General features: G+C 70.0%; 31 protein-coding genes. 11 read left to right on the top strand and 20 right to left on the bottom strand.

Features of this window, described 5'->3' with window-relative positions:
* Positions 1-77: 77 nt before the first annotated feature.
* The 4 genes from WA670_RS10510 (at position 78) to bcp (ending at position 2,396) form a co-directional block, all read left to right on the top strand.
* Positions 78-953 carry a LysR family transcriptional regulator gene (locus tag WA670_RS10510; RefSeq protein ID WP_134670094.1) on the top strand — a complete coding sequence of 292 codons (876 nt, stop codon included), beginning with the start codon at positions 78-80 and terminating at the stop codon, positions 951-953.
* 31 nt (positions 954-984) lie between these two features.
* Positions 985-1,167, top strand: a complete 183-nt coding sequence (locus WA670_RS10505) for a hypothetical protein (protein WP_037358542.1) — start codon at positions 985-987, stop codon at positions 1,165-1,167.
* Between the two features lie 197 nt (positions 1,168-1,364).
* Positions 1,365-1,904 (top strand): hypothetical protein, encoded by a 540-nt coding sequence (locus WA670_RS10500; protein ID WP_037815248.1) that lies wholly within the window; start codon positions 1,365-1,367, stop codon positions 1,902-1,904.
* Between the two features lie 15 nt (positions 1,905-1,919).
* The gene (gene bcp / locus WA670_RS10495) at positions 1,920-2,396 is read left to right on the top strand and encodes a thioredoxin-dependent thiol peroxidase (protein ID WP_037815250.1); all 477 of its coding nucleotides are present in this window, start codon (positions 1,920-1,922) and stop codon (positions 2,394-2,396) included.
* Between the two features lie 50 nt (positions 2,397-2,446).
* Here the strand turns inward: bcp and WA670_RS10490 are convergent, their stop codons facing one another.
* The 10 genes from WA670_RS10490 to WA670_RS10445 form a co-directional block, all read right to left on the bottom strand.
* Positions 2,447-3,025, bottom strand: a complete 579-nt coding sequence (locus WA670_RS10490; protein WP_336157591.1) for a dihydrofolate reductase family protein — start codon at positions 3,023-3,025, stop codon at positions 2,447-2,449.
* 66 nt (positions 3,026-3,091) lie between these two features.
* Entirely contained in the window at positions 3,092-3,907 is an 816-nt protein-coding gene (locus WA670_RS10485; RefSeq protein ID WP_336157685.1) for a helix-turn-helix transcriptional regulator, read from the bottom strand.
* A 51-nt stretch (positions 3,908-3,958) separates the two neighbouring features.
* The gene (locus WA670_RS10480) at positions 3,959-5,704 is read right to left on the bottom strand and encodes a sensor histidine kinase (RefSeq protein ID WP_336157590.1); all 1,746 of its coding nucleotides are present in this window, start codon (positions 5,702-5,704) and stop codon (positions 3,959-3,961) included.
* Positions 5,694-6,383: a response regulator transcription factor gene (locus tag WA670_RS10475; RefSeq protein ID WP_043827855.1), complete on the bottom strand. Its 690-nt coding sequence runs from the start codon at positions 6,381-6,383 to the stop codon at positions 5,694-5,696. Before WA670_RS10475 ends, WA670_RS10480 begins: the two co-directional genes overlap by 11 nt.
* A gap of 66 nt (positions 6,384-6,449) precedes the next feature.
* A complete protein-coding gene (gene rdgB / locus WA670_RS10470; protein WP_043827854.1) occupies positions 6,450-7,058 on the bottom strand; it encodes an RdgB/HAM1 family non-canonical purine NTP pyrophosphatase in 609 nt (202 codons plus the stop codon).
* A complete protein-coding gene (rph, locus tag WA670_RS10465) occupies positions 7,055-7,831 on the bottom strand; it encodes a ribonuclease PH (RefSeq protein ID WP_037815257.1) in 777 nt (258 codons plus the stop codon). The genes rdgB and rph overlap by 4 nt, the downstream gene beginning before the upstream one ends.
* 37 nt (positions 7,832-7,868) lie before the next feature.
* Positions 7,869-8,636 carry an MBL fold metallo-hydrolase gene (locus tag WA670_RS10460; protein ID WP_037815259.1) on the bottom strand — a complete coding sequence of 256 codons (768 nt, stop codon included), beginning with the start codon at positions 8,634-8,636 and terminating at the stop codon, positions 7,869-7,871.
* 36 nt (positions 8,637-8,672) lie between these two features.
* Complete coding sequence (murI, locus tag WA670_RS10455) at positions 8,673-9,473, bottom strand: glutamate racemase (RefSeq protein ID WP_336157589.1); 801 nt, start codon at positions 9,471-9,473, stop codon at positions 8,673-8,675.
* Positions 9,470-10,156 (bottom strand): rhomboid family intramembrane serine protease, encoded by a 687-nt coding sequence (locus WA670_RS10450; RefSeq protein ID WP_037815262.1) that lies wholly within the window; start codon positions 10,154-10,156, stop codon positions 9,470-9,472. Before WA670_RS10450 ends, murI begins: the two co-directional genes overlap by 4 nt.
* Positions 10,157-10,400: 244 nt before the next feature.
* Positions 10,401-11,723: an MFS transporter gene (locus WA670_RS10445; RefSeq protein WP_336157588.1), complete on the bottom strand. Its 1,323-nt coding sequence runs from the start codon at positions 11,721-11,723 to the stop codon at positions 10,401-10,403.
* Between the two features lie 22 nt (positions 11,724-11,745).
* Here WA670_RS10445 and WA670_RS10440 point away from each other — a divergent pair, with 22 nt between their 5' ends.
* Positions 11,746-12,390, top strand: coding sequence for a TetR/AcrR family transcriptional regulator (locus tag WA670_RS10440; protein WP_134733866.1), 645 nt, complete (start codon positions 11,746-11,748; stop codon positions 12,388-12,390).
* A 36-nt stretch (positions 12,391-12,426) separates the two neighbouring features.
* Here WA670_RS10440 and WA670_RS10435 read toward each other — a convergent pair whose 3' ends face one another.
* The 3 genes from WA670_RS10435 to WA670_RS10425 all read right to left on the bottom strand — a co-directional run bounded on the left by WA670_RS10435 (position 12,427) and on the right by WA670_RS10425 (position 14,136).
* On the bottom strand, positions 12,427-13,377 hold the full coding sequence (locus WA670_RS10435; protein ID WP_134733867.1) for a PLP-dependent cysteine synthase family protein: 951 nt from the start codon (positions 13,375-13,377) through the stop codon (positions 12,427-12,429).
* Between the two features lie 4 nt (positions 13,378-13,381).
* The gene (locus tag WA670_RS10430; protein WP_009082495.1) at positions 13,382-13,660 is read right to left on the bottom strand and encodes a MoaD/ThiS family protein; all 279 of its coding nucleotides are present in this window, start codon (positions 13,658-13,660) and stop codon (positions 13,382-13,384) included.
* A gap of 68 nt (positions 13,661-13,728) precedes the next feature.
* The gene (locus WA670_RS10425) at positions 13,729-14,136 is read right to left on the bottom strand and encodes a Mov34/MPN/PAD-1 family protein (protein WP_037815268.1); all 408 of its coding nucleotides are present in this window, start codon (positions 14,134-14,136) and stop codon (positions 13,729-13,731) included.
* A gap of 81 nt (positions 14,137-14,217) precedes the next feature.
* Between WA670_RS10425 and WA670_RS10420 the strand changes: the two genes are divergently transcribed.
* Positions 14,218-14,589, top strand: coding sequence for a hypothetical protein (locus WA670_RS10420; protein ID WP_134667356.1), 372 nt, complete (start codon positions 14,218-14,220; stop codon positions 14,587-14,589).
* On the opposite strand, the gene WA670_RS10415 is transcribed toward WA670_RS10420, so the two are convergent.
* The 3 genes from WA670_RS10415 to clpS are packed head-to-tail and all read right to left on the bottom strand — an operon-like array spanning position 14,573 to position 16,439.
* On the bottom strand, positions 14,573-15,625 hold the full coding sequence (locus WA670_RS10415) for a P1 family peptidase (protein WP_051729093.1): 1,053 nt from the start codon (positions 15,623-15,625) through the stop codon (positions 14,573-14,575). The two genes, WA670_RS10420 and WA670_RS10415, sit on opposite strands and share 17 nt — an antisense overlap.
* Entirely contained in the window at positions 15,586-16,143 is a 558-nt protein-coding gene (locus tag WA670_RS10410; protein ID WP_037815272.1) for a DUF2017 domain-containing protein, read from the bottom strand. The genes WA670_RS10415 and WA670_RS10410 overlap by 40 nt, the downstream gene beginning before the upstream one ends.
* Positions 16,140-16,439: an ATP-dependent Clp protease adapter ClpS gene (gene clpS / locus WA670_RS10405; RefSeq protein ID WP_037718267.1), complete on the bottom strand. Its 300-nt coding sequence runs from the start codon at positions 16,437-16,439 to the stop codon at positions 16,140-16,142. Before clpS ends, WA670_RS10410 begins: the two co-directional genes overlap by 4 nt.
* Before the next feature lie 74 nt (positions 16,440-16,513).
* Between clpS and WA670_RS10400 the strand changes: the two genes are divergently transcribed.
* Positions 16,514-17,818, top strand: a complete 1,305-nt coding sequence (locus WA670_RS10400; protein ID WP_037815273.1) for a nicotinate phosphoribosyltransferase — start codon at positions 16,514-16,516, stop codon at positions 17,816-17,818.
* 10 nt (positions 17,819-17,828) lie between these two features.
* Positions 17,829-18,404: an isochorismatase family protein gene (locus WA670_RS10395; protein WP_037815275.1), complete on the top strand. Its 576-nt coding sequence runs from the start codon at positions 17,829-17,831 to the stop codon at positions 18,402-18,404.
* A gap of 4 nt (positions 18,405-18,408) precedes the next feature.
* Here the strand turns inward: WA670_RS10395 and WA670_RS10390 are convergent, their stop codons facing one another.
* Complete coding sequence (locus WA670_RS10390; protein ID WP_051729094.1) at positions 18,409-19,065, bottom strand: choice-of-anchor P family protein; 657 nt, start codon at positions 19,063-19,065, stop codon at positions 18,409-18,411.
* Between the two features lie 187 nt (positions 19,066-19,252).
* Here WA670_RS10390 and WA670_RS10385 point away from each other — a divergent pair, with 187 nt between their 5' ends.
* The 3 genes from WA670_RS10385 to WA670_RS10375 all read left to right on the top strand — a co-directional run bounded on the left by WA670_RS10385 (position 19,253) and on the right by WA670_RS10375 (position 22,376).
* Positions 19,253-19,843, top strand: a complete 591-nt coding sequence (locus WA670_RS10385; protein WP_037815277.1) for a biotin transporter BioY — start codon at positions 19,253-19,255, stop codon at positions 19,841-19,843.
* A 91-nt stretch (positions 19,844-19,934) separates the two neighbouring features.
* Positions 19,935-21,986, top strand: a complete 2,052-nt coding sequence (locus WA670_RS10380) for an ATP-dependent DNA helicase (protein WP_037815279.1) — start codon at positions 19,935-19,937, stop codon at positions 21,984-21,986.
* A gap of 57 nt (positions 21,987-22,043) precedes the next feature.
* The gene (locus WA670_RS10375) at positions 22,044-22,376 is read left to right on the top strand and encodes a hypothetical protein (RefSeq protein ID WP_037815281.1); all 333 of its coding nucleotides are present in this window, start codon (positions 22,044-22,046) and stop codon (positions 22,374-22,376) included.
* Positions 22,377-22,643: 267 nt separating this feature from the next.
* Here WA670_RS10375 and WA670_RS10370 read toward each other — a convergent pair whose 3' ends face one another.
* Genes WA670_RS10370 through serB form a run of 3 tightly spaced genes read right to left on the bottom strand, consistent with a single transcriptional unit; the run spans position 22,644 to position 25,099 of the window.
* The gene (locus WA670_RS10370; protein ID WP_134667353.1) at positions 22,644-23,048 is read right to left on the bottom strand and encodes an OsmC family protein; all 405 of its coding nucleotides are present in this window, start codon (positions 23,046-23,048) and stop codon (positions 22,644-22,646) included.
* Positions 23,049-23,099: 51 nt separating this feature from the next.
* Entirely contained in the window at positions 23,100-23,873 is a 774-nt protein-coding gene (locus tag WA670_RS10365; protein ID WP_238604501.1) for a peptidyl-tRNA hydrolase, read from the bottom strand.
* Positions 23,870-25,099 carry a phosphoserine phosphatase SerB gene (serB, locus tag WA670_RS10360; RefSeq protein ID WP_037815286.1) on the bottom strand — a complete coding sequence of 410 codons (1,230 nt, stop codon included), beginning with the start codon at positions 25,097-25,099 and terminating at the stop codon, positions 23,870-23,872. Before serB ends, WA670_RS10365 begins: the two co-directional genes overlap by 4 nt.
* Between the last annotated feature and the right edge of the window lie 107 nt (positions 25,100-25,206).

Genomic DNA, 25,206 nt, shown 5'->3' with positions numbered 1-25,206 from the left:
CCAGTCCAGCGCCGCGCCCGCGCGGTGTCCAAGACCGATCCGCTTTTTCCGATACCGCAAGGGTATTGTCGCTGGTTGTGGATCTCCGTTCGCTCCGGTACTTCGTCGCGGTCGCCGAGGAACGCCACTTCGGCCGGGCGGCGGCGCGGCTGCACATGACCCAGCCGCCGCTGAGCCGCGCGATCAAACAGCTCGAAACCGACCTCGGCGCGATCCTGCTGGAGCGTTCGCCGTCCGGGGTCGCGCTCACCGCCGCTGGGACGGCGCTCTACGACGAGGCCCGCACCCTGCTCGCGGGAGCCGACCAGGTCCGCGCGCGGGTCGCCGCCGCGGCCGGGCCGGGAACGCTCAGGCTCGGCACCCTCGCCGACAGCTCGGAACCGGTCGGGATCCGGCTCGCCGGCGAGTTCCGCGAACGGCATCCGGGCGTGCGGATCAGCGTCCGCGAGGCCGATCTCACCGACCCGACCACCGGCCTGCGCGCCGGGCTCGTGGACGTCGCGCTCACCCGGATTCCGTTCGACACCACCGGAATCCGCACGCGCGTGCTGCGTTCCGACCCGATGGGCGTCGTGCTGCGCGCGGACGATCCGCTGGCCGGACGCGCCGAGGTGCGCCGGGAGGAGCTCGCCGACCGGGCGTGGTTCCGGTTTCCCGACGGCACCGACCCGCAGTGGCAGGCGTTCTGGAGCGGCGGCGGCACCGGCGGCCCGGTCGTGCGGACGGTGCACGAATGCCTGCAAGCCGTGCTGTGGAACGGAACCGTCGGGTTGGCCCCGCTCGCGCACTCGTTTCCCGAGGGCGTCACGACGGTCCCGCTGGCCGGCTGCCCGCCGAGCCGGCTCGTGGTCGCCTGGCGCGAGGACTCCGCGCCGCCGCTGGTCCGCTCGTTCGTCGAACTCGCCGTGCGCATCGCCGGGCTCGACGGCCGCGAAACCCCCGCGAACCCGTAGGCTGGGCCCGGACATCGGGGAGGTGCAGGCGGTGCCGGAACGCAATCCGCTGCGGATCCTGCGCAAATGCGCGGACTGGTTCGAAAACCGCGGCGTGTACATCCCCGGCGAGGAAAGCCGCGCGGTCGACCCGGTGCGCGACTTCGGCTGGCTCATGGTCGCCTGGGGCGCGGGAGTCGCGGTGTTCATCCTGTTGTTCGCGTTCGCGGTCTGAATCCCGACCTCCGGCCGTTGACATCGGGGTGACGACTGTCACCCGGTGTGCTCTTTCGATCACGGATCGGCCACGGGTGTACACCAGGTCCGCGTCTTCCGCACCGTGGCGGCATTAGTGCCGCCAGAGTGGAGCGGGTCCGCCCGGCAACTACGCCGAACGGCACACCGCCCCACCCCGACTGGAGTACCCCCGCGATGGCGCCCCCGCGCACCCCGAAGCTGTTGTTGACCGCCTGCCTGCTGTTCTCCGTGGCAGCCTGCGGCGGCGTCAACGCTCGGGAAGGCTCCGCCGCGATGGGCGTCGGCAACCCGGCGGCGCAGCCCGCGGCCGCGCAAGCCTCCGGCGACCTGCAGTTCGGCGCCAACCACCGCTTCGCCAGCGGGATCACGGTCTCGCTGTCGGCCCCGCAGTCCTTCCAGCCGAGCCCGGCGGCGTATCCGCGCAGCGCTCGCGCGGCGGCGTTCTACATCCAGGTCACGAACAACGGCACCGACCCGTACCGCGTTTCCGCGCTCTCGGTCACCGCGACGGTCGCCGGGAAGCCGGCGAAGCAGGTCGTGGACGCCACCCAGGGGCTCGGCGGCGTTTCCGACGCGGGCAAGGACCTGATGCCGGGCCGGTCTACGCAGGTCACGCTGGCTTTCGCGGTGCCGGCGGAGAGTGCTCGGATGGCCGTGCAGGTGCGGCCGAGCACGGGCGAGCCCGCCGTCGTCACGTATTGCGGAGACGCCTGAATTACTCTCGTCCCCATGACCGACCAGCGACTTGCCGTGGGCGACGAAGCGCCCGGATTCACCCTGCCGGACAGCACCGGCAAGAACGTCTCGCTCAGCGACTTCCGCGGCCAGGCCGTGGTGGTGTACTTCTACCCGGCCGCGAGCACGCCGGGATGCACCAAGCAGGCTTGCGATTTCCGGGACAACCTCGCGGAACTGAACGACGCGGGGTACCAGGTGCTGGGGATTTCGCCGGACAAGCCGGAGAAGCTGGCGAAGTTCGCCGAGGCGGAGAAGCTGACGTTCCCGCTGCTGTCCGATGTGGACAAGGAAGTGCTGTCCGCGTGGGGAGCGTTCGGGGAGAAGAAGAATTACGGGAGGATCGTGCAGGGCGTGATCCGGTCCACGTTCATCGTGGACGCGGAGGGGAAGATCGCCAAGGCCGCCTACAACGTGCGGGCGACCGGGCACGTGGCGAAGTTGATCCGGGATCTGGGGATCTCCGCCTGAATGAGTTCCCGAAGCGCGGAGAGGCCGGGCTGGCCTCTCCGCGCGATCGGTCAGCGACGCACCGGATAGCGCAGGTGCAGCACCCGATCGCCCTGGACCACCTCGGGGTTCTCCAGCAGGTGCTGTGCGTTGACTGAGCCGAAGTAGCGTTTGCCGGATCCGAAAACCACCGGCACCACGTCCATGCGCACCTCGTCAACCAGGCCCGCGGCTAATGCTTGGCCGCCGACGTCGCCTGCGGCGATCTCGACGATGCGATCGCCGGCCAGCTCTTGTGCTTTGGCCACGGCTGCCTTGACGCCGTCGACGAAGTGGAACGGCGCTTCTGCGTCCCAGCCTTCGGGTGCTGGGCGGTGGGTCACGACGACCACGTGGTCGATTCCGCTCGGCGGTTTTCCGTCCCATCCCTCAGTCAGGTCGAAGACGTGGCGGCCCGCGACGGTCACCCCGATCTGGTCCCAGTACGCACGGGTGTAGTCGTACGAGGCCTGCGACACCTTCAGCACGCCGCTCTCGTCCAGCGGGACGTCGCCGCTGGTCAACCAGTCGAACAGCGGACCGGGCTGGTCGTTTTCGCCGGCGATGAAGCCGTCCGCCGACACCGAGCTGTACATGACGACCTTGCCCACGGGGGTTCTCCTCTGCTTCAGGTGGCCCCAAATTAGCGGGTCGCGCGCGGTCGTTCTTGTAAGAAATCAATCGGCGGGCAGCGGCCAGCCGTCCAGCGTGTGGCCGGGATGTTCGCGCAGGAACCGCCGCCGGACTTCGAGGTACCGGGTCGGCGTGAACCCGGTGAACTCCCGGAACTCGTGGCTGAAGTGGGCCTGGTCGAAGTAGCCCGCGCGATCGGCCAGGTCGCCCCAGTCGACCGGTCCGGCCGGGTCGATCGCGAACACGGCGGCGGTGAAGCGGTGCGTGCGGGCCAGCCGCTTCGGGGTGACGCCGACGAGTGCCTTGAACCGTTGTGCCAGGTGGGTGCTGCTGACCCCGGCTGCCTCGCTCAAGCCGCCGATCGCCACCGCGCCGCGAGTGGCCGCGATGATGCTGCTCATCTGGCGGACCAGGCCCAACCCCGTGGTTTCGGTCAGCCGTCGCATCAGTTCGGCTTCAAGGAGTGCCAGCATTTCGTGCGGTCCGGTTGCCGTGGCTAGCCGGTCTCGCAGTTCGGCGATGGCGGGTCGGCCCCAGACCTGTTCAATCGTCACCGGCCGGTCGCACAGTTCGGCGGCGGGCATCGGCAGGAAGGGCGCCAGCCCCCACGGTTTGAAGTGCACGCCGACGGAGCGGGTCCCGGGCGGATAGCCGAATTCGTAGGCGCGGGTGGGCATGGTGATCACGCAGCCGTCGGCGTACTCGGCTGTCTCGAGACCGGTGCGGATCCGGAACGGTGCCCCGAGGTTGACGATGAGCAATGCCGACGGTGCCGGCGGCAGCGTCAGCCGGGCGTACGGCGGCGTGCCCGCCAGGTAGTAGAGGTCGTCGATCAGGCCGTCCAGCGGCGGTCGCGGCACCTGGGACACGTACTCCACGCAGCAAGCATTGCCGAGAGCCGCCAGCCAGCGCTACTCCCGAGGGAATCGCAGGGTGAAGGTGGTGCCGCGGCCGGGCGTGCTCGCGGCGGTGACTTCGCCGCCGTGGGCTTCGGCTAATTTCCGGACGATCGCCAGGCCTAGCCCGCTGCCGCCGGACGCTCGGCTTCTGGAGGGATCCGCGCGCCAGAAACGATCGAAAACCCGGGGCAGATCTTCGGCGGCGATACCGGTTCCGGTATCGGTTACTTCGAAAATCGCGTCGTTTTCGGCTTGCCTCGCGGTGACGGTTACCGAGCCGCCGGGCGGGGTGTGGCGGATGGCGTTCGAGACCAGGTTGTCCAGGGCTTGGCGCAAGCGCACTGGATCCGCTGTGATGGCGGGGTTTTCCATAGGCGGGACGGAAAGACGGACGTCGGCGGATTCGGCGCGCGGGGCGTGCGCGGCGGCCAAGTGGGTCAACAGGGTGTTGGCGTCAATGGGTTCGGGGTGGACGCGCAGCGCACCGGCGTCGGCCAGGGCCAGGTCTTGCAGGTCGTCCACGATGTGTTGCAAGTGGACGGCTTCTTCCAGCAGGGAGGCGACCAGGTCGTCGTCGAGCTGGCTGATGCCGTCCTGCGCGGCTTCCAGCCAGCCTCGGATCGTGGACAGCGGAGTGCGCAGTTCGTGCGCGACGTCGCTGACCATCGCCTTGCGGGCGTTCTCCAGCTCTTCCCTCGCCCGCGCCATCTCGTTGAACGCGGTGGCCAGGCGGGCGATCTCGTCCTTGCCTTTGACGCGGACCCGGGCGCCCGTCTCGCCTGCTTTGAGGCGTTGTGCCGCACCGGTCAACGCGCGGAGGGGGCGGATCAGGCGGATCGACGCCAGTGCGGTGACGATGACCGTCAGCAGCAGGATCGCGGCGGTGACGGCGATCAGCTTCGTGCGGTTTCCCGAGGAGAGGGTGAAACCGGTCGGGGGCTGGTCGGTGCCCTTTTCGGTGATGTAGAGCCAGGCCGCGGGGGCGACGTAGGGGGTCAGCTGCTCTTTGCGGGCCGAGGTTACGCAGTTGGTGATGGTCTGGTCGGTGGCTTGGACGACGGGGCCGTCGAAGGTCCACAAGAGACCCAGTTTGGCGACCGGGATCGTGCTGTCGTTCCGGCCGAGGCAGGCGTCGATCAGGCCGGACAGCTTGTCCAGGGCGGCTCGCTCGGTCTCGGTGGGGCGTTCCAGGAGAGCGGTGCCGCATTGGGCGGTGCCCGCGGGCGCGATCACCCGGGGGTGGCCGCTCGGGGAGATTTCCAGGCTGCCCAGGCCGGTTCTGCGCTGAGTGCAGGACAGGACCTTGTCGGCGATTTCCTGCAGTTCTTCGCGTTCGTCGGCGGGGAGCCGGTAGGGGCCGACCGCGTCGGGGTCGATGCGGTCGGGGGTGGATTTGATGCCCAGCCGGGTGTCGACCGCCAAGGGGTCGATGACCGCGGACGGCTGCGGCGGGAGCTTGCCCGGGTTTTGTTCCGAACTCGCGATCAGCTTGCCCTGCAGGGTGGTCAGGACGATTTTGCGGCCGGTTTTCTCCGCGTAGTCGTTGATGGTCTTGGCCGCGCCGGACCACGTGGGATGGGTGGCCGCGTACGAGAGGAGGGCCTGGTAGATCGTGCCGTCGTCGGCGAAGAGCTGGCCTTGTTCCCGTTCGATGGCACCGGAAGTGGTCCGGGAGGCCAGCCAGGCGGTGGCGGCGATGGCGCACACCGCGATGGCGGCGGTTACCGCGAAGAGGCGGAAGAGGAGGCTACGGGGCATCGGACTTCGCGGTCAGTTTGTAGCCGACGCCGTAAACCGTCAGGAGTTTCGCGGGTTTTCTCGGATTGGCTTCGATTTTCTTCCGGAGGTTCATGACGTGCACGTCAATGGCGCGCTGCGTGATGTAGCGGTCGAAGCCGTGCAGATGTTCCAGGAGTTGCGCCCTGGTGAAAACCTGGTCCGGCCGAGCGGCCATGATCTCCAGGATCCGGAATTCCCCCGGAGTCGTTTCGATCGGGTTTCCGCTTACCGCGACCTCGTGCCTTTCCTTGTCGACGGTCAGCGTGCCGACTTTGAGCGGACCGTCTTTCGCCGAGTTCGTTCTGCGGAGCAGGGTCCGGACCCGCGCCATGAGTTCGCGCGGGCTGTAGGGCTTGGTGACGTAATCGTCCGCGCCCAGGTCGAGGCCCTGGAGCAGGTCGTCCTCGGTCGAACGGGCCGTGAGCATGAGAATCGGCAGGTCGGAGGAGGCCCGGATGGTCCGGCAGACGGTCAGCCCGTTCATGCCGGGGAGCATCACGTCCAGGATCAGGAGATCGGGTTCCGCCGCGCGGATTTCCGCCAGTGCGGCCTCGCCGGTGGGCGCGACGATCACGGTGTGCTGCTCGTGTTCGAGGTAGCGGCGGACCAGTTCCGCTTGTTTCGGATCGTCTTCGGCAAGGACGATATGGGCGCACATGCTTGCCGAGACTAGCCCGAGTCCCGTCCCGGAGCCACCAGCGCGGCTCCGGGACGGACCCGGCGGTTATGCGTCGGCCAGTTTCCGCAAGGCCGGCAGAAGTGCGCGCAACGCCTTCCCGCGGTGCGAAACGGCGTCTTTTTCCGCCGGGGCCAGTTCCGCGCTGGTTTTCGTTTCGTTTTCCGGCACGAAGATCGGGTCGTAGCCGAAACCGTTGGTTCCGCGCTTTTCCCTCGTCAGCGTGCCGCGCCAGTCGCCGCGGACGACGGTGGTTTCGCCGGACGGAAGGGCCAGTACAGCGGCGCAGACGAAGGCCGCGCCCCGGCGCTCGTCCGGGGTGTCGGTCAGCTGCGCCAGCACCAGGTTCAGGTTCGCTTCGTCGTCGCCGTGCTTGCCGGACCAGCGGGCCGACAGGACGCCCGGCATGCCGTTCAGCGCGTCGACGGTGAGGCCCGAGTCGTCCGCGATGGCGGGCAAGCCGGTGGCGGCCACGGCGTCGCGTGCTTTGGCCGCGGCGTTGCCTTCGAAGTCGGGAGCCGTTTCCGGGGCTTCCGGGAACTCCTCGACGTCGTTCAGGCCGAGCACCTCGATGCCCTGGATGCCTTCCGCCTCCAGGATCCGCCGCAGCTCGCCCAGCTTCTTCGCGTTCCGGGTGGCCAGCAGCAGCTTGGTCACTTCTGGCCCTTCTTCTTGTCCGGCCGCGGTTCCGGCAGCTCGCCCGGGTACGGCAGCGCCAGCGCTTCGTTCTGCAGCCGGGTCAGTTCCGCGCAGCCGCCCAGCGCCAGGTCGAGCATGGTGTCCAAAGTGGACCGCGCGAAAGTGGCTCCCTCGCCGGTGCCCTGGACCTCGATGAGGGTTCCGGCGTCGGTGGCGACCACGTTCATGTCGACCTCGGCGCGCGAGTCCTCCTCGTACGGCAGGTCGAGGCGCACCCGGCCGTCCACGACGCCGACGCTGACCGCCGCCACCGAGGACGACAGCGGCTGCGGGTCGTTGAGCCGGTTCGCCGCGCCCAGCCAGGTGATCGCGTCCGCGAGGGCCACGTACCCGCCGGTGACCGCGGCGGTGCGGGTGCCGCCGTCCGCCTGGATCACGTCGCAGTCGATGACGATCGTGTTCTCGCCGAGCGCGGCCAGGTCGATGCACGCGCGCAGGGAGCGGCCGATCAGCCGGGAGATCTCGTGCGTCCGCCCGCCGATCCGGCCCTTGACCGCTTCGCGGTCGCTGCGGGTGTTGGTCGCGGACGGGAGCATCGCGTACTCCGCGGTCACCCAGCCGAGACCGGACCCGGCCCGCCAGCGCGGCACGCCCTCGGTCACGCTTGCCGCGCACAGCACCCTGGTGTTGCCGAACTCGACGAGCACCGACCCGGCAGGCCACTTCTGGAACCCGCGGGTGAGCTTCACTTCGCGGAGCTGGTCGTCGTTCCTGCCATCTTTTCTCACCACGGGGAGCACTCTAGGACGTACCTCTGACACTTTCCGATCAGAGGTCGTAGATCGCGCCCTGCGTCACCAGCTCGGCGTCCGGGAACACCGCTCTGGCCTCGGCCAGGACGGCGTTGCGGTCCGTCCACGGCGCGACGTGGGTCAGCAGCAGACGGCCGACACCGGCGTCCTTGGCCAGTTCACCTGCCTCTTTCCCGGAGAGGTGCACGCCTTTCGGACGGTCGGCGGCATCGGTCCAGGACGCTTCCGAAAGCAGGACATCGACACCGTCAGCCAGTTCGCCGAGGCCACGGCACAGTCCGGTGTCGCCGGTGTACGCGAGAATAGTGCCGCCGTACGCGATGCGTAGGCCGAATGCAGGCGTCGGGTGATACACGGCGACCGCGGTCACGTCGAAGGGACCGATCTCGATCCGCTCTTCGCGCAGCTCGTGGAACTCGTACACGTCCGACAGATCCACGGCGGCTCGTTCAGCCGCGTCGGCTGCGTACGCGTGCGCGAGGCGCGAAGGCGCGTCTGCTGGTGCGTACAGCGGCAACCGTCGCGGCCGCGCGGGGTACGGCGGCGCGGGGTGGTAGCGGCGAAGCACGGTGAGGGAGTTGACGTCGGCGCAGTGGTCGGCGTGCAGGTGCGATAGGACGAGCGCGTCCAGGTCGAACGGGTCCAGCACGGTCTGCAATTGGGCGAACGCGCCCGAGCCCAGCTCGAGACCGAGCCGGTAGCCCTCCGCCTCCAGGAGGTACCCGGACGCGGCGGCGTTCGGCCCGGGGATGCTGCCCGAACACCCGAGGATCGTCAGTCGCACCCCGTCACCCTAACTCCGCTCAGCAGCGCCGCAGCGTCACGCGCTGACCGGGTCCAGCGCACCCGGCGCGAAGCCCATGAACCGCTGCGCCAACCGGGCGAACGGCTCCGGCGAACCGGTGGCGAGGAACTCGTGCTTCGGCGGCTCGTCGCGTTCGGCGAGCAGGTCGAGTTCGGTCAGCACGCGGTAGAGGTCCTTGGCGGTTTCGTCGGCGCTCGAGACGAGCGTGACGTCCTGCCCCATCACGATCTGCAGCACGCCGGACAGCAGCGGATAGTGCGTGCAGCCGAGGATGAGCGTGTCGACTTCGGCTTCGAGCAACGGCTGCAGATAACCCTGTGCCAGACCGAGGATCTGTCGGCCGGTGGTGATGCCGCGCTCCACGAAGTCCACGAAGCGCGGGCAGGCGACGCTAGTGAGGCGTACATCGGGCGCGGCGGCGAAGGCGTCGTCGTACGCCCTCGAACGCACAGTGCCCTCGGTGCCGATCAGACCGACGCGTCCGCTGTGCGTGGCGACGGCGGCTCGGCGCGCGGCCGGGAGGACCACTTCGATGACAGGCACGTTGTAACGTTCGCGCGCGTCGCGAAGGCAAGCTGCAGACGCTGTGTTGCACGCGATCACCAACGCCTTCACACCGCTCTCGACCATGTCGTCGAGAGCAGCCAACGCGTACTCGCGAGCGGTGGCGATGGGCAGCGGGCCGTACGGGTTGCGCGCGGTGTCGCCGACGTAGCGCAGCTGTTCGGCAGGCAGCAGTTCGAGAATCGAGCGTGCGACAGTGAGCCCGCCGACGCCGGAATCGAAAACACCGATGGGCGCGCCTGGAGAACTCACATCCCGAGGTTACCCGGGGCCGTCGGCTCGCTCTTCGGGGATTTGACGCGTTCCCCGCGTGAGGTCAGCCACGCGGCGAGGATGCCGGCGAGCGCGCCGAAGAGGTGGCCCTGCCAGGAGATGCCGGGGTTGCCGGGCAGCAGGCCCCAGAGCATCCCGCTCCAGATGCCGAGCAGCACGACGGCGACCGCGATCTGCGCGAGCGACCGGTGGAACAGGCCGCGCACCAGCAGGTACGCGAGCCAGCCGAAGGCGAGCCCGGACGCGCCCACGGTGTAGGCGCCCGACGGTCCGACCAGCCACACGCCGAGCCCGGAAACCAGCCAGATGATCGCGGTGACCACGGCGAACCGGCCGATGCCCGCCGCCATCGCGAGGAACGAGAAGACCAGCACCGGCACCGTGTTGGAGAACAGGTGCGACCAGCCCGCGTGCAGCAGCGGCGCCCAGAGGATCCCGTCGAGACTGGACGCCTCCCGCGACAGGATCCCGCCGTGAGTGAACTCGCCGGGGAGGATCACGTCGAGCAGTTCCACGAGGTACAGCACCGCCACGAACCCCAGCGCGACGAACGCCGCGGCCTTGGGATGGGGCGGCAGGATGCGCTTCGCGGCGTCGACCGGCTTGCCGCTGCCAGCAGCGGGCGGCGGCGACGTCGGCGGGAGGGGAGGCAGTGTGCTCACGACCTCAGGCTACGTCGGGGGCGAGCTGACGGCCTCGGGAGAAATCCCTGAACTTGGGCTCCGGGTGACGCGGCCGTGAAGGACTCCCTGAGGGAATCTAAGTCCGTGAGGGGCCCCTTCACGGACTTGCCGCTTCCGGAACGTCCGTGAAGGACTCCTTGAGGGAATCTGATTCCCTCAAGGAGCCCTTCACGGACCTCCCGGCGGCGGCTCGGTCGTGAAGGGCCCCTTCACGGACCGCCAGTCAGACCATTGCGGGCTTCCGCAGCAAGTTTCCGTAGGCGGCGGCGAACAAGGCGGAAAGCAGCGCGGCCACCGCCGCCACCCCGAAGCTCCATCCCGGACCGCCCGCCGACAGCACCACCGCGCCCACCGCTCCGGCGAGGCTGCTGCCCACCACCCGGACCAGCGCGTTGATCCCGCCCGCCGCGGCCGTCTTCGCGGGCTCGACGTGCTCGACCGCCATCGTGCCCAGCGCGGCGTAACCGAGCCCGATGCCCAGCCCCAGCACCGCTGCGACGGCATAGAGACCCAGTCCGTCGCCAGGCAGCAACGTCAGCCACAACGCGGCCACCAGCACCACCGCCGAACCGCCTGCGACCAGGGCGGGCGCGCTGAACCGGCGCATCAACGCACCGGCCAGCACGGAAACCACGAGCATCAAGATCGTCGTCGGCAAGAGATAAAGCCCCACCTGCAACACCGACGCCCCGAGCATCCCCTGCGCGTACGCGGAAAGCGTCATGATCGTGGCGAACAAAGCGAAACCGAGCAGGAAAGACGCCACTGTCGCGCCGACCGTTTTTCGGTGCAGCAGCATGGGAATCTCAATCAATGGCGTCTTCGTGCGCCGCGCCGTCGCCACCCACACCGCCGCCAGCACCACGGCCGTGACCAGGAGCCCGACGGTCGCCCAGCCCCATTCGGAACCCTTGCTGATCGCCAGCAGCAGGCAGATCAGCCATCCCGACACCAGCACCGCGCCCAGCAGATCCGGCGAACCGCTCCGGGCCTCGGCCGTCCGGTCCTCCCGGACCGCGGCGACCAGCGCGAACGCCACCACGCCGAGCGCCGCCAGCACCCAGAACACCAGCTGGTGATCGCCGCCGGCGAGCCCGGCGAGGATCATCCCGCCGCCGCTGCCCGCGCCGATCGTCGCGCTCAGCACGCCGATCGCGGTCGGCAGCGACCGAGGCGGCAGCACGTTCCTGACCTGGCCGATCGCCAGCGGCAGCAACGGCGCGGCGGTCCCTTGCAGGATCCGGCCGACGACCAGCAGCGGCAACGATTCCGCGACCGCCCCCAGCACCGATCCCCCGACCAGCAACGCGAGCACGACCAGCGACATCGTGCGCCTGCCGTAGAGGTCGCCCAGCTGCGCGACCAGCGGAATCGCGACCGCGCCCGCCAGCAGCCCCGCGGTCAGCGCCCACGACACCGAGCTCAGCGGCACCCCCAGCTTGAGCTGCAGCTGCGGCAGCAACGGCACCACCACGGTCATCTGCAAAGTCCCGACCGCCACCGCGAACGCCAGCGCGGCGACCGTCCCCCAGTAGTTTTTGTACATGTATAAAAAGTAGCATGGCGGCATGCCAGCGCGCACCGGCCGACCGCCGAAGATCTCCAAGGCCGACATCGTGGCCGCCGCACACCGGGTCATCGACTCCGAAGGCGTCGACGCGCTGACCATGCGCCGCCTCGCCCGGGAGGTCGGCAGCACGGCGATGGCGCTGTATCACCACGTGCGCGACAAAGAGGGGCTGCTTCTTCTGCTGCTCGACGACTACGCGCACCGCGAAATGCCTCGGCCGGAGAACCTCCCCGAGGAACCGTGCGACCGGATCGTGGCGGTCGCGACGGCGATGCGGGACGGGCTGGCGAACTGCCCGTGGATCGTGGAAGTGCTGCGCTCCGACGACCTGCTGTCAGTCGGCGGGCTGTGGTACCCGGAGAAAATCGTTGCGGCGGCGGGAAAAGCCGGGCTGCCGATCGAGGCGGCGGTGGAGGTCTACCGAGCGGTGTGGCACTACACGCTCGGCGAGATCAGCTCACGCGCGGCCGCCGCGCGACGGCGCGATCAGGGCGGCGACACCTATCGCCAGCGAGTCTTCGCGGAACTGGACGCGACGGAATTCCCAGCGCTCGCCCAGATCGGCCCGCGCTGGGAAACCCTTACCGCACAAGACAATTACGAACGAGGCGTGCACGCGCTCGTCAAGGGATTGCTGCCGTGAGGGGAACCCGCCCGGGCTCCCCTCACGAGCGCTAGGTCAGGCCCAGAGCTGACCGTCAAGCCGTTCCGCCGCTTCGTCCAGCGACCCGGAATACGCGCCGGTCGACAGGTACTTCCAGCCGGCGTCCGCGACCACGAAAGCCACGTCCGCCGTCTCGCCGCGGGCTGCGGCCTTCTCCGCGACCCCGAGCGCGGCGTGCAGCACCGCTCCGGTGGAGATCCCGGCGAAAATGCCCTCGTGCTCCAGCAGCTCCCGCGTCCGCCGGAGAGCGTCGTACGCCCCCACCGAATAGCGTCCGTTGAGCACACTTTCGTCGTACAGCTCCGGCACGAACCCCTCGTCGAGGTTGCGCAGGCCGTACACCAGCTCTCCGTACCGGGGCTCGGCCGCGATGACCTGGACGTCCGGCTTGTGCTCGTGCAGGTACCGGCCGACCCCGACCAGCGTCCCGGTCGTCCCGAGGCCGCCGACGAAATGCGTCAGCGTCGGCAGGTCCTTCAGCAGCTCCGGCCCGGTCCCGCGGTAGTGCGCGTCCGCGTTGGCCGGGTTGCCGTACTGGTAGAGCATCACCCAGTCGGGGTTCTGCTTCGCCAGCTCCTTGGCCCGCCGCACGGCCTCGTTCGAGCCGCCCGCGGCGGGCGAGAACACGATCCGCGCGCCGTACGCCTGCAGCAGCTGCTTGCGTTCGGCCGAGGTGTTCTCCGGCATCACGCACACCAGGCCGTAGCCCTTGAGCTTCGCGGCCATGGCCAGCGAAATCCCGGTGTTGCCCGAGGTCGGCTCGAGGATCGTGGACCCGCGCCGCAGGATGCCGTCCCGCTCCGCCGCCTCGATCATGGCCAGCGCGGGCCGGTCCTTGATCGAGCCGGTCGGGTTGCGGTCCTCGAGCTTCGCCCACAGCCGCACCTCGTCGGTGGGCGACAGGCGGGGCAGGCCGACGAGCGGCGTGCCGCCGAGCGCGTCGAGGAGGGACTCGTAGCGGGTCATCGGCTCAGCGCGCGCCGCCCGCGACGGCGGGCAGGATGGTCAGGGTGTCGCCGTCCTTGACCTCGGCGTCGAGCCCGCCGGAGAAGCGCACGTCCTCGTCGTTGACGTAGACGTTGATGAAGCGGTGCAGCTTCTCCTCCTTGACCAGGCGCGCCTTCAGCCCGGCGTGCCGCGACTCGACGTCGTCGATGATCTCGAGGACAGTCTTGCCCGACGCCTCGACGGACTTCTCGCCGCCGGTGTGGGTGCGCAGGATGGTCGGGATGGACACGGTCACGGCCATGGTTTTCTACCTCCGGGTGGGTTCCTACACGCTGACGTATCGGACGCCGCGCTTTATTCCGCGAGAGTTCAGTCGACGATCTCGACCGGCTCCTCGGTGATCTCGGCGTCCACGATCCGGTACGAGCGGAACTCGTGCGAATCGGGCTCTCTTGTCGAGACGAGCACGTAGTGCGCGTCGGGTTCGGCGGCGATGTTCGCGTCGGTGCGCGACGGATAGGCCTCGGTCGCGGTGTGCGAGTGGTAGATGACCACCGGGACCTCGTCGTTCGCGTCCATCTCGCGGTACAGCTTGAGCAGGTCGCCCGAGTCGAACTCGTAGAACGTCGGCGAGCGGGCCGCGTTCAGCATCGGGATGAACCGCTCGGGGCGGTCCGAGCCGGCAGGACCGGCCACCACCCCGCACGCTTCGTCGGGGTGGTCACGGCGGGCGTGGGCGACGATCTCGTCGACGAGTTCACGGCGGATCCGGAGCACACGGACATCTTAGTTCGTGGACCGAACGAGTCCACACTGTGAGAGCTACCGCTCATCCGCAGGTCAGGGCACAATAACGGGATGCCGGTGTCGTCGAAGATCCGCGAACGCTGCCGTGGCCTGCTGGCCGAAGGGGACGTCGTCCAGTACGTGTTCCCCGCCACATCGCTGATGGTTTCGATGATGGCCGCGCACCGGAACTTCGTCGTCGTGGTCACCGACCGGCACGTCACGGTGCTCGCCTGCAGCACTTTCCGCCGGTGGAGGCCGGTTTCGGTGTGGGCGCACTTGCCGCGCTCGACCGAACTGGGCCCGGTGGACCTGCATCCCTCGCTCGGGCCGACGGTGTCGTTCGGCGGCTTGGTGCTGGAGATCGACGACGAGTACGTGGCCACCGTGCGCGCCGCCGACCTCGAGCGGAGCGAGGACGCGCTCCCTAAGGACCCGTTCTGACCGTCAGCGCCTCCGGCCACACATCCCGATAAGCCGGGATACCGGCCGCTGAGGTCGCCGCCAGCAGTCCGTGCACCATCGCCCGCGCGAACACCCGCGCCGCCGCCGAGCACAAGGCGTCCAGTGCGCCCGCTCGCGCCGCCACGGCGAACGACCCGGGCTCCCCCGGCAACTGCTGCGCGCCCGTCGCCAGCGCGAACACAGTGTCGCCGTCGAACATCGAGTGCGCCGGACGCACCGCGCGCGCCAATCCGTCCTGCGCGGCGACCGTCAACCGGCGTGCCTCTGCCTTCGTCAACGCCGCATCGCAAGCCACCACACCGATCGTGGTGTTCAGATCGGTCCGCTGCCCCGGCACCTCACCGGGCCGATCCGGCCAGCGGACGCCGAACTCGCCGTCCACCTCGTGATCAGCGGCAAAAGCCCGCCCCGTCGCGAAATCCACGGCCTGGCCCGCCGCGTTCACCGCGGCGATCGCGCCGACCGTCACGTCGCCGACGACCTCGCTCGCCGTCCCGATGCCGCCCTTGAGCGAACCGACAACGGCACCGGAGCCCGCGCCGACAGTGCCCATCGCGAAGGTCTCCCCGGCGGCTTCGCAAGCGGCGTAACCGAAATCGGCGTCCGGCCGATTGCCCCACGCGCTGCGCGGCAGGTCGAACAGCACCGCCGCGGGCACGATCGGCACCACCTCATACGGCTGCGCGCCAACGGGAAACCCGTAGTTCCGCTCGGACAGCCACCGCATCACGCCGTCCGCCGCAGCGAGCCCGTAGGCGCTTCCGCCGGACAGGCAGACCGCATTCACCTGCTGTACCAGGTTTTCCGGCTCCAGCAGGTTGGTTTCGCGAGTGCCGGGCGCGCCGCCGCGCTGGTCGACCGCGCCGGTCGCCCCGTCCGGCACGAGCACGACAGTGGTTCCGCTCGCCCAGCCGTCGCCGAGCCGTTGGTGATGGCCTACGAGAACGCCGGGAACGTCGGTGATTTTCCCGCCGGTCAGGCGGTCAGCGCTTGGATCAGCGTCTCCTGCACCCATGTCAGCCAATGGTAGACGCCGAGATGGGGTGCGCGGGGGTCGTCTTCCGGCAGTTCGTCCGGCATGTCCTCGGTGACGTCGAGCGCCGTGCCCAGCGCCAGCCGGACGTCGTTCAACGCGCCGAGCCAGGCGTCGGCCTGCTCGAACGACAGCTTGACCGAACCGCCGTCGCGCGGGAGCGTGTCCAGCACGATCTTCGCGACGCCGACCTTCTTCTCCAGCAGCTCCGGTTCGTGCAGCGACCGCATCGCCGCCGCCGAATCGAGGTCCTCGCGGCTCGGGTTGTCCGGGTCGAGCCGGTGGAAGTCCGGCAGCAGCCGCGACAGCACCGGGTCGTCCGGCGATTCGGCGGGCCCGGTGCGGATCCCGGTCAGCTCGGCCAGTTCGTCCTGCGGGGCCTCCTCGGCCCGCGCGGTGAGCATGTCCTCGAGCTGCCCGACCAGGCCGCGCAGCACCGCGGCCTCCTGCTGTTCGAACCCGGCGAGGATGGCGTCCCCCTTGCGCCGCCAGGCCTTCACGAGGGCTGTTCCATGGTCGCCCACAGGCCCGCCGCGTGCAGCTTCGCCACGTCGGTCTCCACCTTCTCCTTCGAACCGGACGACACGATCGCCCTGCCCTTGTTGTGCACGTCGAGCATCAGCTTCGTGGCGTGGTCCCGGCTGTAGCCGAACAGCTTCTGGAAGACGTACGTCACGTACGACATCAGGTTGACCGGATCGTTCCAGACGATCGTCCGCCAGGGCTGGTCGGATTCGGCCAGCTCGGCCCCGAGTGGATCGACCTGCGTCTGTTCGGATGCGACAGGCGTGGACATGCACACCATGGTGTCACGGGGCCATCCCGGTACGCCGCGCCAGGTCCGTCCATGTGAGTGAATAGGCTGCTCCCATGGGTTCCCCCGAGCCGGTCACCAGCGCCAGCACGGCGCTGCTCACCGACCATTACGAGCTGACCATGCTGGCGAGCGCGCTCGCGGACGGGACGGCCGACCGGCCGTGCGTGTTCGAGGTCTTCGCGCGAAGGCTTCCCGACGGCCGCCGCTACGGCGTCGTCGCGGGCACCGCGCGCGTGCTCGACGCGATCGCCGACTTCCGCTTCACCGACGCCGAACTGGCCATGCTGGAGCAGACCGCGGTCGTCGACCCGGAAACGCTGGCGTGGCTGGCCGACTACGAGTTCCGCGGCGACATCGACGGCTACCGCGAAGGCGACCTGTACTTCCCCGGTTCGCCGATCCTCACCGTGACCGGCAGTTTCGCCGAAGCGGTGGTGCTGGAGACGGTGGTGCTGTCGATCCTCAACCACGACAGCGCGATCGCCTCGGCGGCGGCGCGGATGTCCGGCGCGGCGCACGGCAGGCCGATCATCGAGATGGGCGGACGGCGCACGCACGAGTACGCCGCGGTCGCCGCCGCGCGCGCCTCCTACCTGGCCGGATTCGCCACCACGTCGAACCTCGAGGCGGGCCGCCGCTACGGGATCCCGACCCGCGGCACCGTCGCGCACGCCTTCATGCTGCTGCACGACAGCGAGGAAGCCGCGTTCCGCGCCCAGGTCAGCAAAATGGGTCCGGACACCACGCTTCTGGTGGACACCTACGACATCACCGCGGGCATCGAGGCGGCCGTGCGCGTCGCCGGCCCGGAGCTGGGCGCGATCCGGATCGACTCCGGCGACGTCGGCCCGCTCGCCCGCAAGGCCCGCGACCAGCTCGACTCGCTCGGCGCGAAGGACACCCGGATCGTGGTGTCCGGCGACCTCGACGAACACGCGATCGCGGCGCTGCGCGCGGAGCCGGTGGACGCGTACGGCGTCGGCACCTCGGTGGTCACCGGATCCGGCGCGCCGACCGCCGGGATGGTGTACAAGCTGGTCGAGGTCGACGGCCGCCCGGTCGCGAAACGCAGTGCGCACAAGGAATCCCGCGGCGGGCGCAAGCACGCGCTGCGCCGCCACCGCAGCACCGGGACCGCGGTCGAGGAAGTGGTCTGGACCGCCGCGAGCGGCCGCCCTGAACCCGGCGAGAACGATCTCGACCTGCAGATTCCTCTGGTGCGAGATGGCGCGCCGGTGGAGGATCTGCCCACACTGGACGACGCGCGGGCCCGGTTGCGGCGCGCGCAGGTGAGCCTGCCGTGGGAGGGCCTCAAGCTCTCGCACGGCGAGCCCGCGATACCGACGACTTTTCTGTAGGGAGCCGACCATGGGAACCGCGCTGATCGTGGTGGATGTGCAGAACGACTTCTGCGAGGGAGGCTCGCTCGGCCTGCCGGGCGGGGCGGCTGCCGCGGCGGCCATCTCGCAGAAGATGGCCGAGGGCGGCTACACGCACATCGTCGCCACCCGCGACCACCACATCGACCCGGGCGACCACTTCAGCGACACGCCCGACTTCAACACCAGCTGGCCGCCGCACTGCGTCGCGGGCACGGCGGGCGCGTCGTTCCACTCGGCGCTGGATGTCGTGCCGGTCGAGGCGGTGTTCTCGAAGGGCGAGTACACCGCCGCGTACTCCGGTTTCGAGGGCAAGTCCGGCGACGGCAAGACGCTCGAGGAATGGCTGCGCGCGCACGAGGTGACCGACGTCGACGTCGTCGGCATCGCGACGGACTTCTGCGTGCGCGCCACCGCCCTCGACGCCGCGGGCGCCGGGTTCAACGTGCAGGTGCTGCTGGACCTGACCGTCGGCGGTTCGCAGCCGACGGTGGACGCGACGCTGAAGGACTTCGACGAGGCGGGGGTGCGCTACACCGGCACGCCCGCCCTGCCGCCCGCCTGATCGGTTATTGCTGGGGCGCGCCGCCCTTGCCGTACGGGTTGCACGCCGCGGTGCCGAGGTAGATGTCCCCGCTCGCCGGACCGCCTTGCGGGAACAGCTTCACGTGCACCGCGTGCGTGACCAGGCTGCCGTCGGCGGGCTGCGGCGTCACGGTCTCGTTCAGCGTGATCGTGGCCAGCGCCGTGCCCGCCGCGCCGCCGGGGATCGTGACGCGGTAGTTCGCCGGGATCGACGACGGCACGGTGAAGCCGGAGACCTCGCCGATCGACATCGAACCGGTGCTGCCCGAATCGGTCGTGGTGGCGCAGCCGACCGAGTACGTGCGGACCTTCAGCTCCGGCCCGCCGTACCGGGTGAGCAGGTCGGATTCGAACCGCTGCCCGCCGGTCTTCACGTCCGCGACCGGGCCCTTCCGTTCGCAGGTGGTGCCGCCGAATCCGAACACCGCGACGTCGCCGGCCGCGCCGCCGGGGGTGCGCGCGGAGGCCGGTCCGTCGGCGTCGCACCGGGCCAGTTCGCCGGTGACGACGTGTTCGTGGTCCACCAGCACGTCGAGGCTGCCCGCCGAACCCCAGCCGGTGGAGGTCGGCGGATCGGCGTGCGCCACCGCCGGAGCCGTCGCTAGGAAAACCCCGGTGACCAGCAGGATCCGTCCGCGCATTCGCCCTGTCTCCCTTCGCCCGTGCTTCGACATCGGCAGCGCGGCAGGGGTCCCAAACGTCGACGGTCGCAGCTCACCCGGACGTGTGGCGGAAGACAGGGGTGGTGAGGAACGCAACTTGTCTCGTTCCGCCGCCTCGCTCGACGATAACCTGCCCGGACGTCCGTTTTCCGTGGTTGGAGGTCCCGTGTCGTCACTGTCTCTCCCGGCCCGCCGTCAGGTGCTGGCCGACCTCGTGCCCGGCACCCTGGTGCGCGACCTGGCGCTGGTCGCCGGCGGCGCCGTGCTCACCGGCGCGGCCGCGCAGCTGGTCATCCCGCTTCCGGGCACGCCGGTGCCGATGACCGGCCAGACCTTCGCCGCGCTGCTCGTCGGCGCGACGCTCGGCATGCGCCGCGGTGCGGCTTCGATGCTGCTGTACTTGCTCGTCGGCGCGGCCGGCGTCCCGTGGTTCCAGGGCGGCACGTCCGGGCTGTCCGGGGCCTCGGCGGGTTACATCGTCGGCTTCGTGTTCGCCGGTGCGCTCGTGGGCGCGCTCGCCCGCCGCGGCGGCGACCGCACCCCGCTGCGCATGGCGGGGACCATGGTGCTCGGCAATGTCGCGATCTACGCCTTCGGCGTGCCGTGGCTGATGGCCGCCACCGGCTTCGATCTCGCCACCGCTTTCGACAAGGGCGTCACGCCGTTTCTCATCGGCGACGTGCTGAAGACCGTGGTCGCGGCCGGCGTGCTGCCGCTCGCGTGGACCGCGGTTTCGCGCTTCCGCAAGGAAGACTGAGCCGGATTTCCGGGAGCTTCGATCCGGCGCGAGGGGTCCGTTCGCGCCGGATCGAAGATCCTGTCGGACCTGGCGGCTATCGTGTCTCGCTGTGCCCGCCCGAACCGATTTCCCCGGCGTCCTCGAACTCCTCACCCACGCGGTGGAGTCCGTCGGCGGCGCTGAACGCCCCGGCCAGGTGAAGATGGCCGATGCCGTCGGCCACGCCATCCGCACCGGCGAACACCTCGCCGTGCAAGCGGGAACGGGCACCGGCAAATCGCTGGCGTACCTCGTGCCCGCGATCCGGCACGCGGTGGAGAAAGACACCACCGTCGTCGTCTCCACGGCCACCATCGCGTTGCAGCGCCAGCTGGTCGACCGCGATCTCCCGCGCCTGGCGAAGGCGCTCAAGAAGCCGCTCGGGCGCGAACCGACTTTCGCGATCCTCAAGGGCCGCCGCAACTACCTGTGCCTGCACCGGCTCGACACCGGCCCGGCCGACGAGCCCGAGGACGCGCAGCTGTTCGACCCGTTCGCGGTGTCCCGGCTGGGCAAGGAAGTCACGCGGCTGCACGAGTGGACGTCGGACACCGAAACCGGCGACCGCGACGAACTGGTGCCCGGCGTCTCCGACCAGGCATGGCGGCAGGTTTCCGTCACCGCAAGGGAATGTCTCGGCGCCGCGAAGTGCCCGGTCGGCACCGATTGCTTCGCCGAACGCGCGCGAGCCGAAGCGGGTCGCGCCGATGTCGTGGTCACCAACCACGCGCTGCTGGCCATCGACGCGTTGCAGGGCTACCAGGTGCTGCCGGACCACGACCTGGTGATCATCGACGAGGCGCACGACCTGGTCGACCGGGTCACCTCGGTCGCGACCGGCGAACTCACCAGCGCCATGGTGTCGGCCGCCGCGCGGCGCTGCGGAAAGCTGATGGACGCGGGCATCGCGGACCGGCTGCTGGAGTCGTCCGACGGCCTCGCGCTGATCCTCGACGACATCCCGGCCGGAAGGCTCGACGCGCTGCCCCGCCCGTTGCAGGGCGCGATCCCGGCGGTGCGCGACGCGGCGAAGGAATGCCTCACCGCGCTGGGCTCGGATCGCAAGGAAGACGTCGGCGAGGCCACCGCGCGCAAACTGGCGCGGTCGCTGCTCGAAGAAGTGCACGACACCGCGGTCCGGCTGCTCGACGCGTACGACGAGGATCTGGCGCACCAACGCGACGTCGTGTGGCTGACCGGCGACAAGTATTCGGCGAACCCGCGTCCGCCCGCGTTGAAGGTCGCGCCGCTGGGCGTCGCGGGGCTGTTGCGGGAGCGCGTGTTCAACCAGCACACCACCGTGCTGACCTCGGCGACGCTCACCCTCGGCGGCGAATTCGACACGATGGCACGGCAATGGGGCCTCCCGCCGAGCGGCCCGCGCGTGGTGAAGTCGCCAGGCACGGCCACCGACAAGGAAGCCCCGTCGGACGAGGACAGCGGCCCGAAGTGGACCGGACTGGACGTCGGCTCGCCGTTCGACCACCGCCGCAACGGCATCCTCTACCTCGCCAAGCACCTGCCGCCGCCCGGCCGCGACGGACTCGCGGAGTCCACAATGGACGAACTGGCCGGACTGGTCGAAGCCGCGGGCGGCCGTACGCTGGGTCTGTTCTCCTCGATGCGCGCGGCGAAACAGGCCGCGGAGGCCATGCGGGAACGGCTCGACCACCCGATCCTCTGCCAGGGCGACGACGCCACGCCGTTGCTGGTGCGGCAATTCGCCGAAGACGCGCGCACCTGCCTGTTCGGCACGCTCACGCTGTGGCAGGGCGTGGACGTGCCCGGGCCGTCGCTGCAGCTCGTGGTGGTGGACCGGATCCCGTTCCCCCGTCCGGACGATCCGGTGTCCTCCGCACGCCAGCGCGCGGTGGAAGCCCGAGGCGGCAACGGATTCCTCACCGTCGCCGCGACGCACGCCGCGTTGCTGCTGGCACAGGGCACCGGACGGCTGCACCGCTCGGTCACCGACCGCGGCGTAGTGGCCGTACTGGATTCCCGGCTGGCCACCGCCCGCTACGGCGGTTTCCTGCGCGCGTCGCTGCCGCCGTTCTGGCCGACAACAGATCCGCAGGTCGCACGCGACGCACTGAAGCGCCTCGACGCGGCCGCGCCCGCCTGACCGAGCGAACCGGACAGGCGGGTACGGTGAATGGAACGAACACGACAGGGAGCACCGTTGACCCAGGATTCGTCCAGCGCCCAATCCCGGACCGTCAGTGTTGACGACACCGGGGTCCGGCGCCGGCTCGCCGATGGCAGCGAAGAAGCTGTGACGTGGTCGGACCTGCAATCCGTCATGGTGAGAGTCATCCCGGACGGCCCCTGGAACGAAGACGTCTTCTTCATGCTGGTCGGCAACGACGGCAAAGGCACCGCGGTCCCGAGCGGCGACCCGGCCGCGGACGCCCTCATCGAACGCCTGCAGACCTTGCCCGGCTTCGACAACGAGAAGTTCATCGAGGCGATGACCACGGACGCCGACCAGGCGTACGTGGTGTGGCAAAGCTGAGCCGGATCAGCTCGACGCCGGGTTGCCTTTACTGGTAGCGACCCGGCCGGGAAGCCTTGCTGGGCAAGGGTTGGCGGTCCGCGGGTTTCGGTTTCAGCGGCTCTGCTGTGGTCGGCGGGAGCGGCTCGGCAGGCATGACCTTCCGCGCCGCTCCACCGCAGACCTTCGTCGGCCGCTTGACTGCGCGACTCACGAACCGCCCGTCGCGGCCTGACATCCTTGCCACGAAGCGCCCACTAGCGCGATTCGACGGCCCACCGCTGAGACTCAGGCAGTCGGGAAAGTCTCCGTCACCGGAATCGCCTTCTTCAGCGTCCGGCTCACCGTGCACAGCCGCTCGATCGCCCGGTCCACCGCGCCCGCCAGCGCCTCCCGCTGGGTTTCGTCCAGTGCCGACACGTCGACGTCGAACGCGACGTGCACCGCGTCCAGTTCCGAGGCTCCCTCGCGCCGGTCTGCGGTCACGGAGACCCTGAACTTCGAGTCCTCGCCCACTCGCCGCGTGATCAGCTGTTCCGCCGTCACCGCGGAGCAGCCCGCCGCCGCGATCTGCAGCAGTTCTGCCGGGGAGAACGCGCCCTCCGCGCCGGCCCGGCCCAGCCGTACTTCCGCGCCGCGCTCGTTGCGGCCTACGAAACTGTGCGTGCCTTCGCGCTGTACTTCCAAGGTCATCCGAGACGCCTTTCCACCCGTCGGGTCACTGCATTGGCGCAACCGCGCGGGTCACGCCGATGTTCCGGGCTGCTGCGCCAGCACGGTGATCGTGCCGGGATCGACCTCGGTGAATCCCGCGTCGCGGACGGCGATGACGCGGTTGTCCCGCCAGCCCGCCTCCGGGTCCTCGACCGGGCACAGCTCCTTCCACCGGGCCGGGCTGGGCGTGCGGACCGCGACCCGGTAGTCCTTCGCCGCCCAGGCCGCCAGTTCGTCGTCCGGCAGCAGTGCCGCGAGGATCATCGTGGCGTGCCCGACCTGCGCGGACGCCTTGCCGACGGTCATCGGGACGTCCGGGTTCAGCATCACCAACGGGACGTCCGCCGGGGCCGGGCCGGGCGTGTCGGCGGGCAGTTCGCTGCCGGAGATCTGCAGTCGCGAGACCTCTTTCGGGGCCTCCCTGACCAGCCCGGGCACGAGCGCACGCGCCTGCGCGCCGTCGACCTCGATGGTGATTCCCGGCTGGTCGAGCACCGCCTGCCAGTGCGCGCCACGAGCCCGGCGCGCGACCTTCCGGATGCGGTTGTCCAGCCACGCGTGCACCGGCTCGGCCCATTCGCCGCCGGGCTGGACGCGGTCGTCCAGGCACACCGCCAGCGCCGCCGCGGCCGCCGCTTCGAGCAGCGCGGTGCGGCCGGGCGGTTCGGCGCGTTCGATCCGCAGGATGATCGGCATCGCGCGGACCTCGTCCGGGTTCTCGTCGGACGTGTCCGAGGTGTCCTCGGCGGGCAGCCCGAGCCACGAGGCGTACCGGGCGCGCAGCGGTTCGAGCAGCGGGTTCACGGGCGGGCCAGTTCGAGTCCGTCGGCCGCGTCCGCCGCCTCGACCTCGGCGCGCGTGACGCCGAGGACGAACAGCACCGCGTCGAGGTACGGGTGCGAGAGCGCGGTGTCGGCGACCTCGCGCAGCGCGGGCTTGGCGTTGAACGCGACGCCCATGCCGGCCGCGGCCAGCATGTCGATGTCGTTGGCTCCGTCTCCGACCGCGACGCACGCGCCCAGCGGGATCCCGTACTCGCCGGCGAACCGGCGCAGCGCGGTCGCCTTGCCCGCCCGGTCCACGATGTCGCCGACCACGCGGCCGGTGAGCTTGCCGTCGACGACCTCCAGTTCGTTGGCCGCCGCGAAGTCGAGGCCGAGGTCGTCCACGAGATGGTCGATGACCTGGGTAAACCCGCCGGAGACGACGCCGCAGCGGAAGCCCATGCGCTTGAGCGTGCGGACGGTCGTGCGGGCCCCCGGGGTCAGCTCGAGTTTCGCCGCGACCTCGTCCATCACGCTGGCGGGCAGCCCGGCGAGCAGCGAAACGCGCCGCTCCAGCGACTCGGCGAAGTTCAGCTCGCCGCGCATCGCCGCCTCGGTGATCTCGCGGACCTGCTCCTCGACCCCGGCGTACGCACCGAGCATCTCGATGACCTCGCCCTGCACGAGCGTGGAGTCGACGTCGAAGACCACCAGCCGCTTCGCCCGGCGCGTGATGCCCGCGCGCTCGACGGCGACGTCAATGTTGGCCTCGGACGCCGCGTCGGCCAGCATGGACCGCAGTTCGGCGTCCGTTTCCTCGGTGTCTTCGCGCACCGAGACGTACAGCTCGAGCCCGGTCACCGGGTAGTCGGCGACGCTGCGGATCGAGTCGATGTTCGCCCCGACGCCCGCCAGCCGCCGCGCGATCTCGGAGAACGCCCGCGCGGTCACCGGACGCCCGAGCAGGACGAGCACGTGCGACGAATCGCGCCGGCCGAGCGCGAACGGGTCCGCGCCGATCGCGTCGCCGATCCGGACCTCGACCTCCATGCCGACGGTCGCCATCGCCTGCTCGACGGACTCCTGGAGCCCCTCCGGGTCGCGGTAGACGCCGGCGAGCACGCCGAGCACGAGCTGCCCGCGGATGACCACCTGCTCGATGTCGAGCACGTCCACGTCGTGCCGGGTGAGCACGGCGAACAGCACGGACGAGACCCCGGGCTTGTCCGGACCGGTCGTGGTGATGAGGACGGGAGTCTGGCTCACTGGTTCGGTATCCCTCGTTCGTCTCGGCACCGACGCTTAGGCCACGGCGAGTCGGCACGCCCAGTCTGGCCTCCAGCGGCGGCGGGCAGAACGCCCCCGTGCCGTGC

Source organism: Amycolatopsis sp. VC5-11 (genome assembly GCF_037034185.1).
Lineage (GTDB): Bacteria > Actinomycetota > Actinomycetes > Mycobacteriales > Pseudonocardiaceae > Amycolatopsis > Amycolatopsis nivea.
Note: the sequence above shows the minus strand (reverse complement) of the source record. Positions and strands in the feature narration are given on the sequence as shown.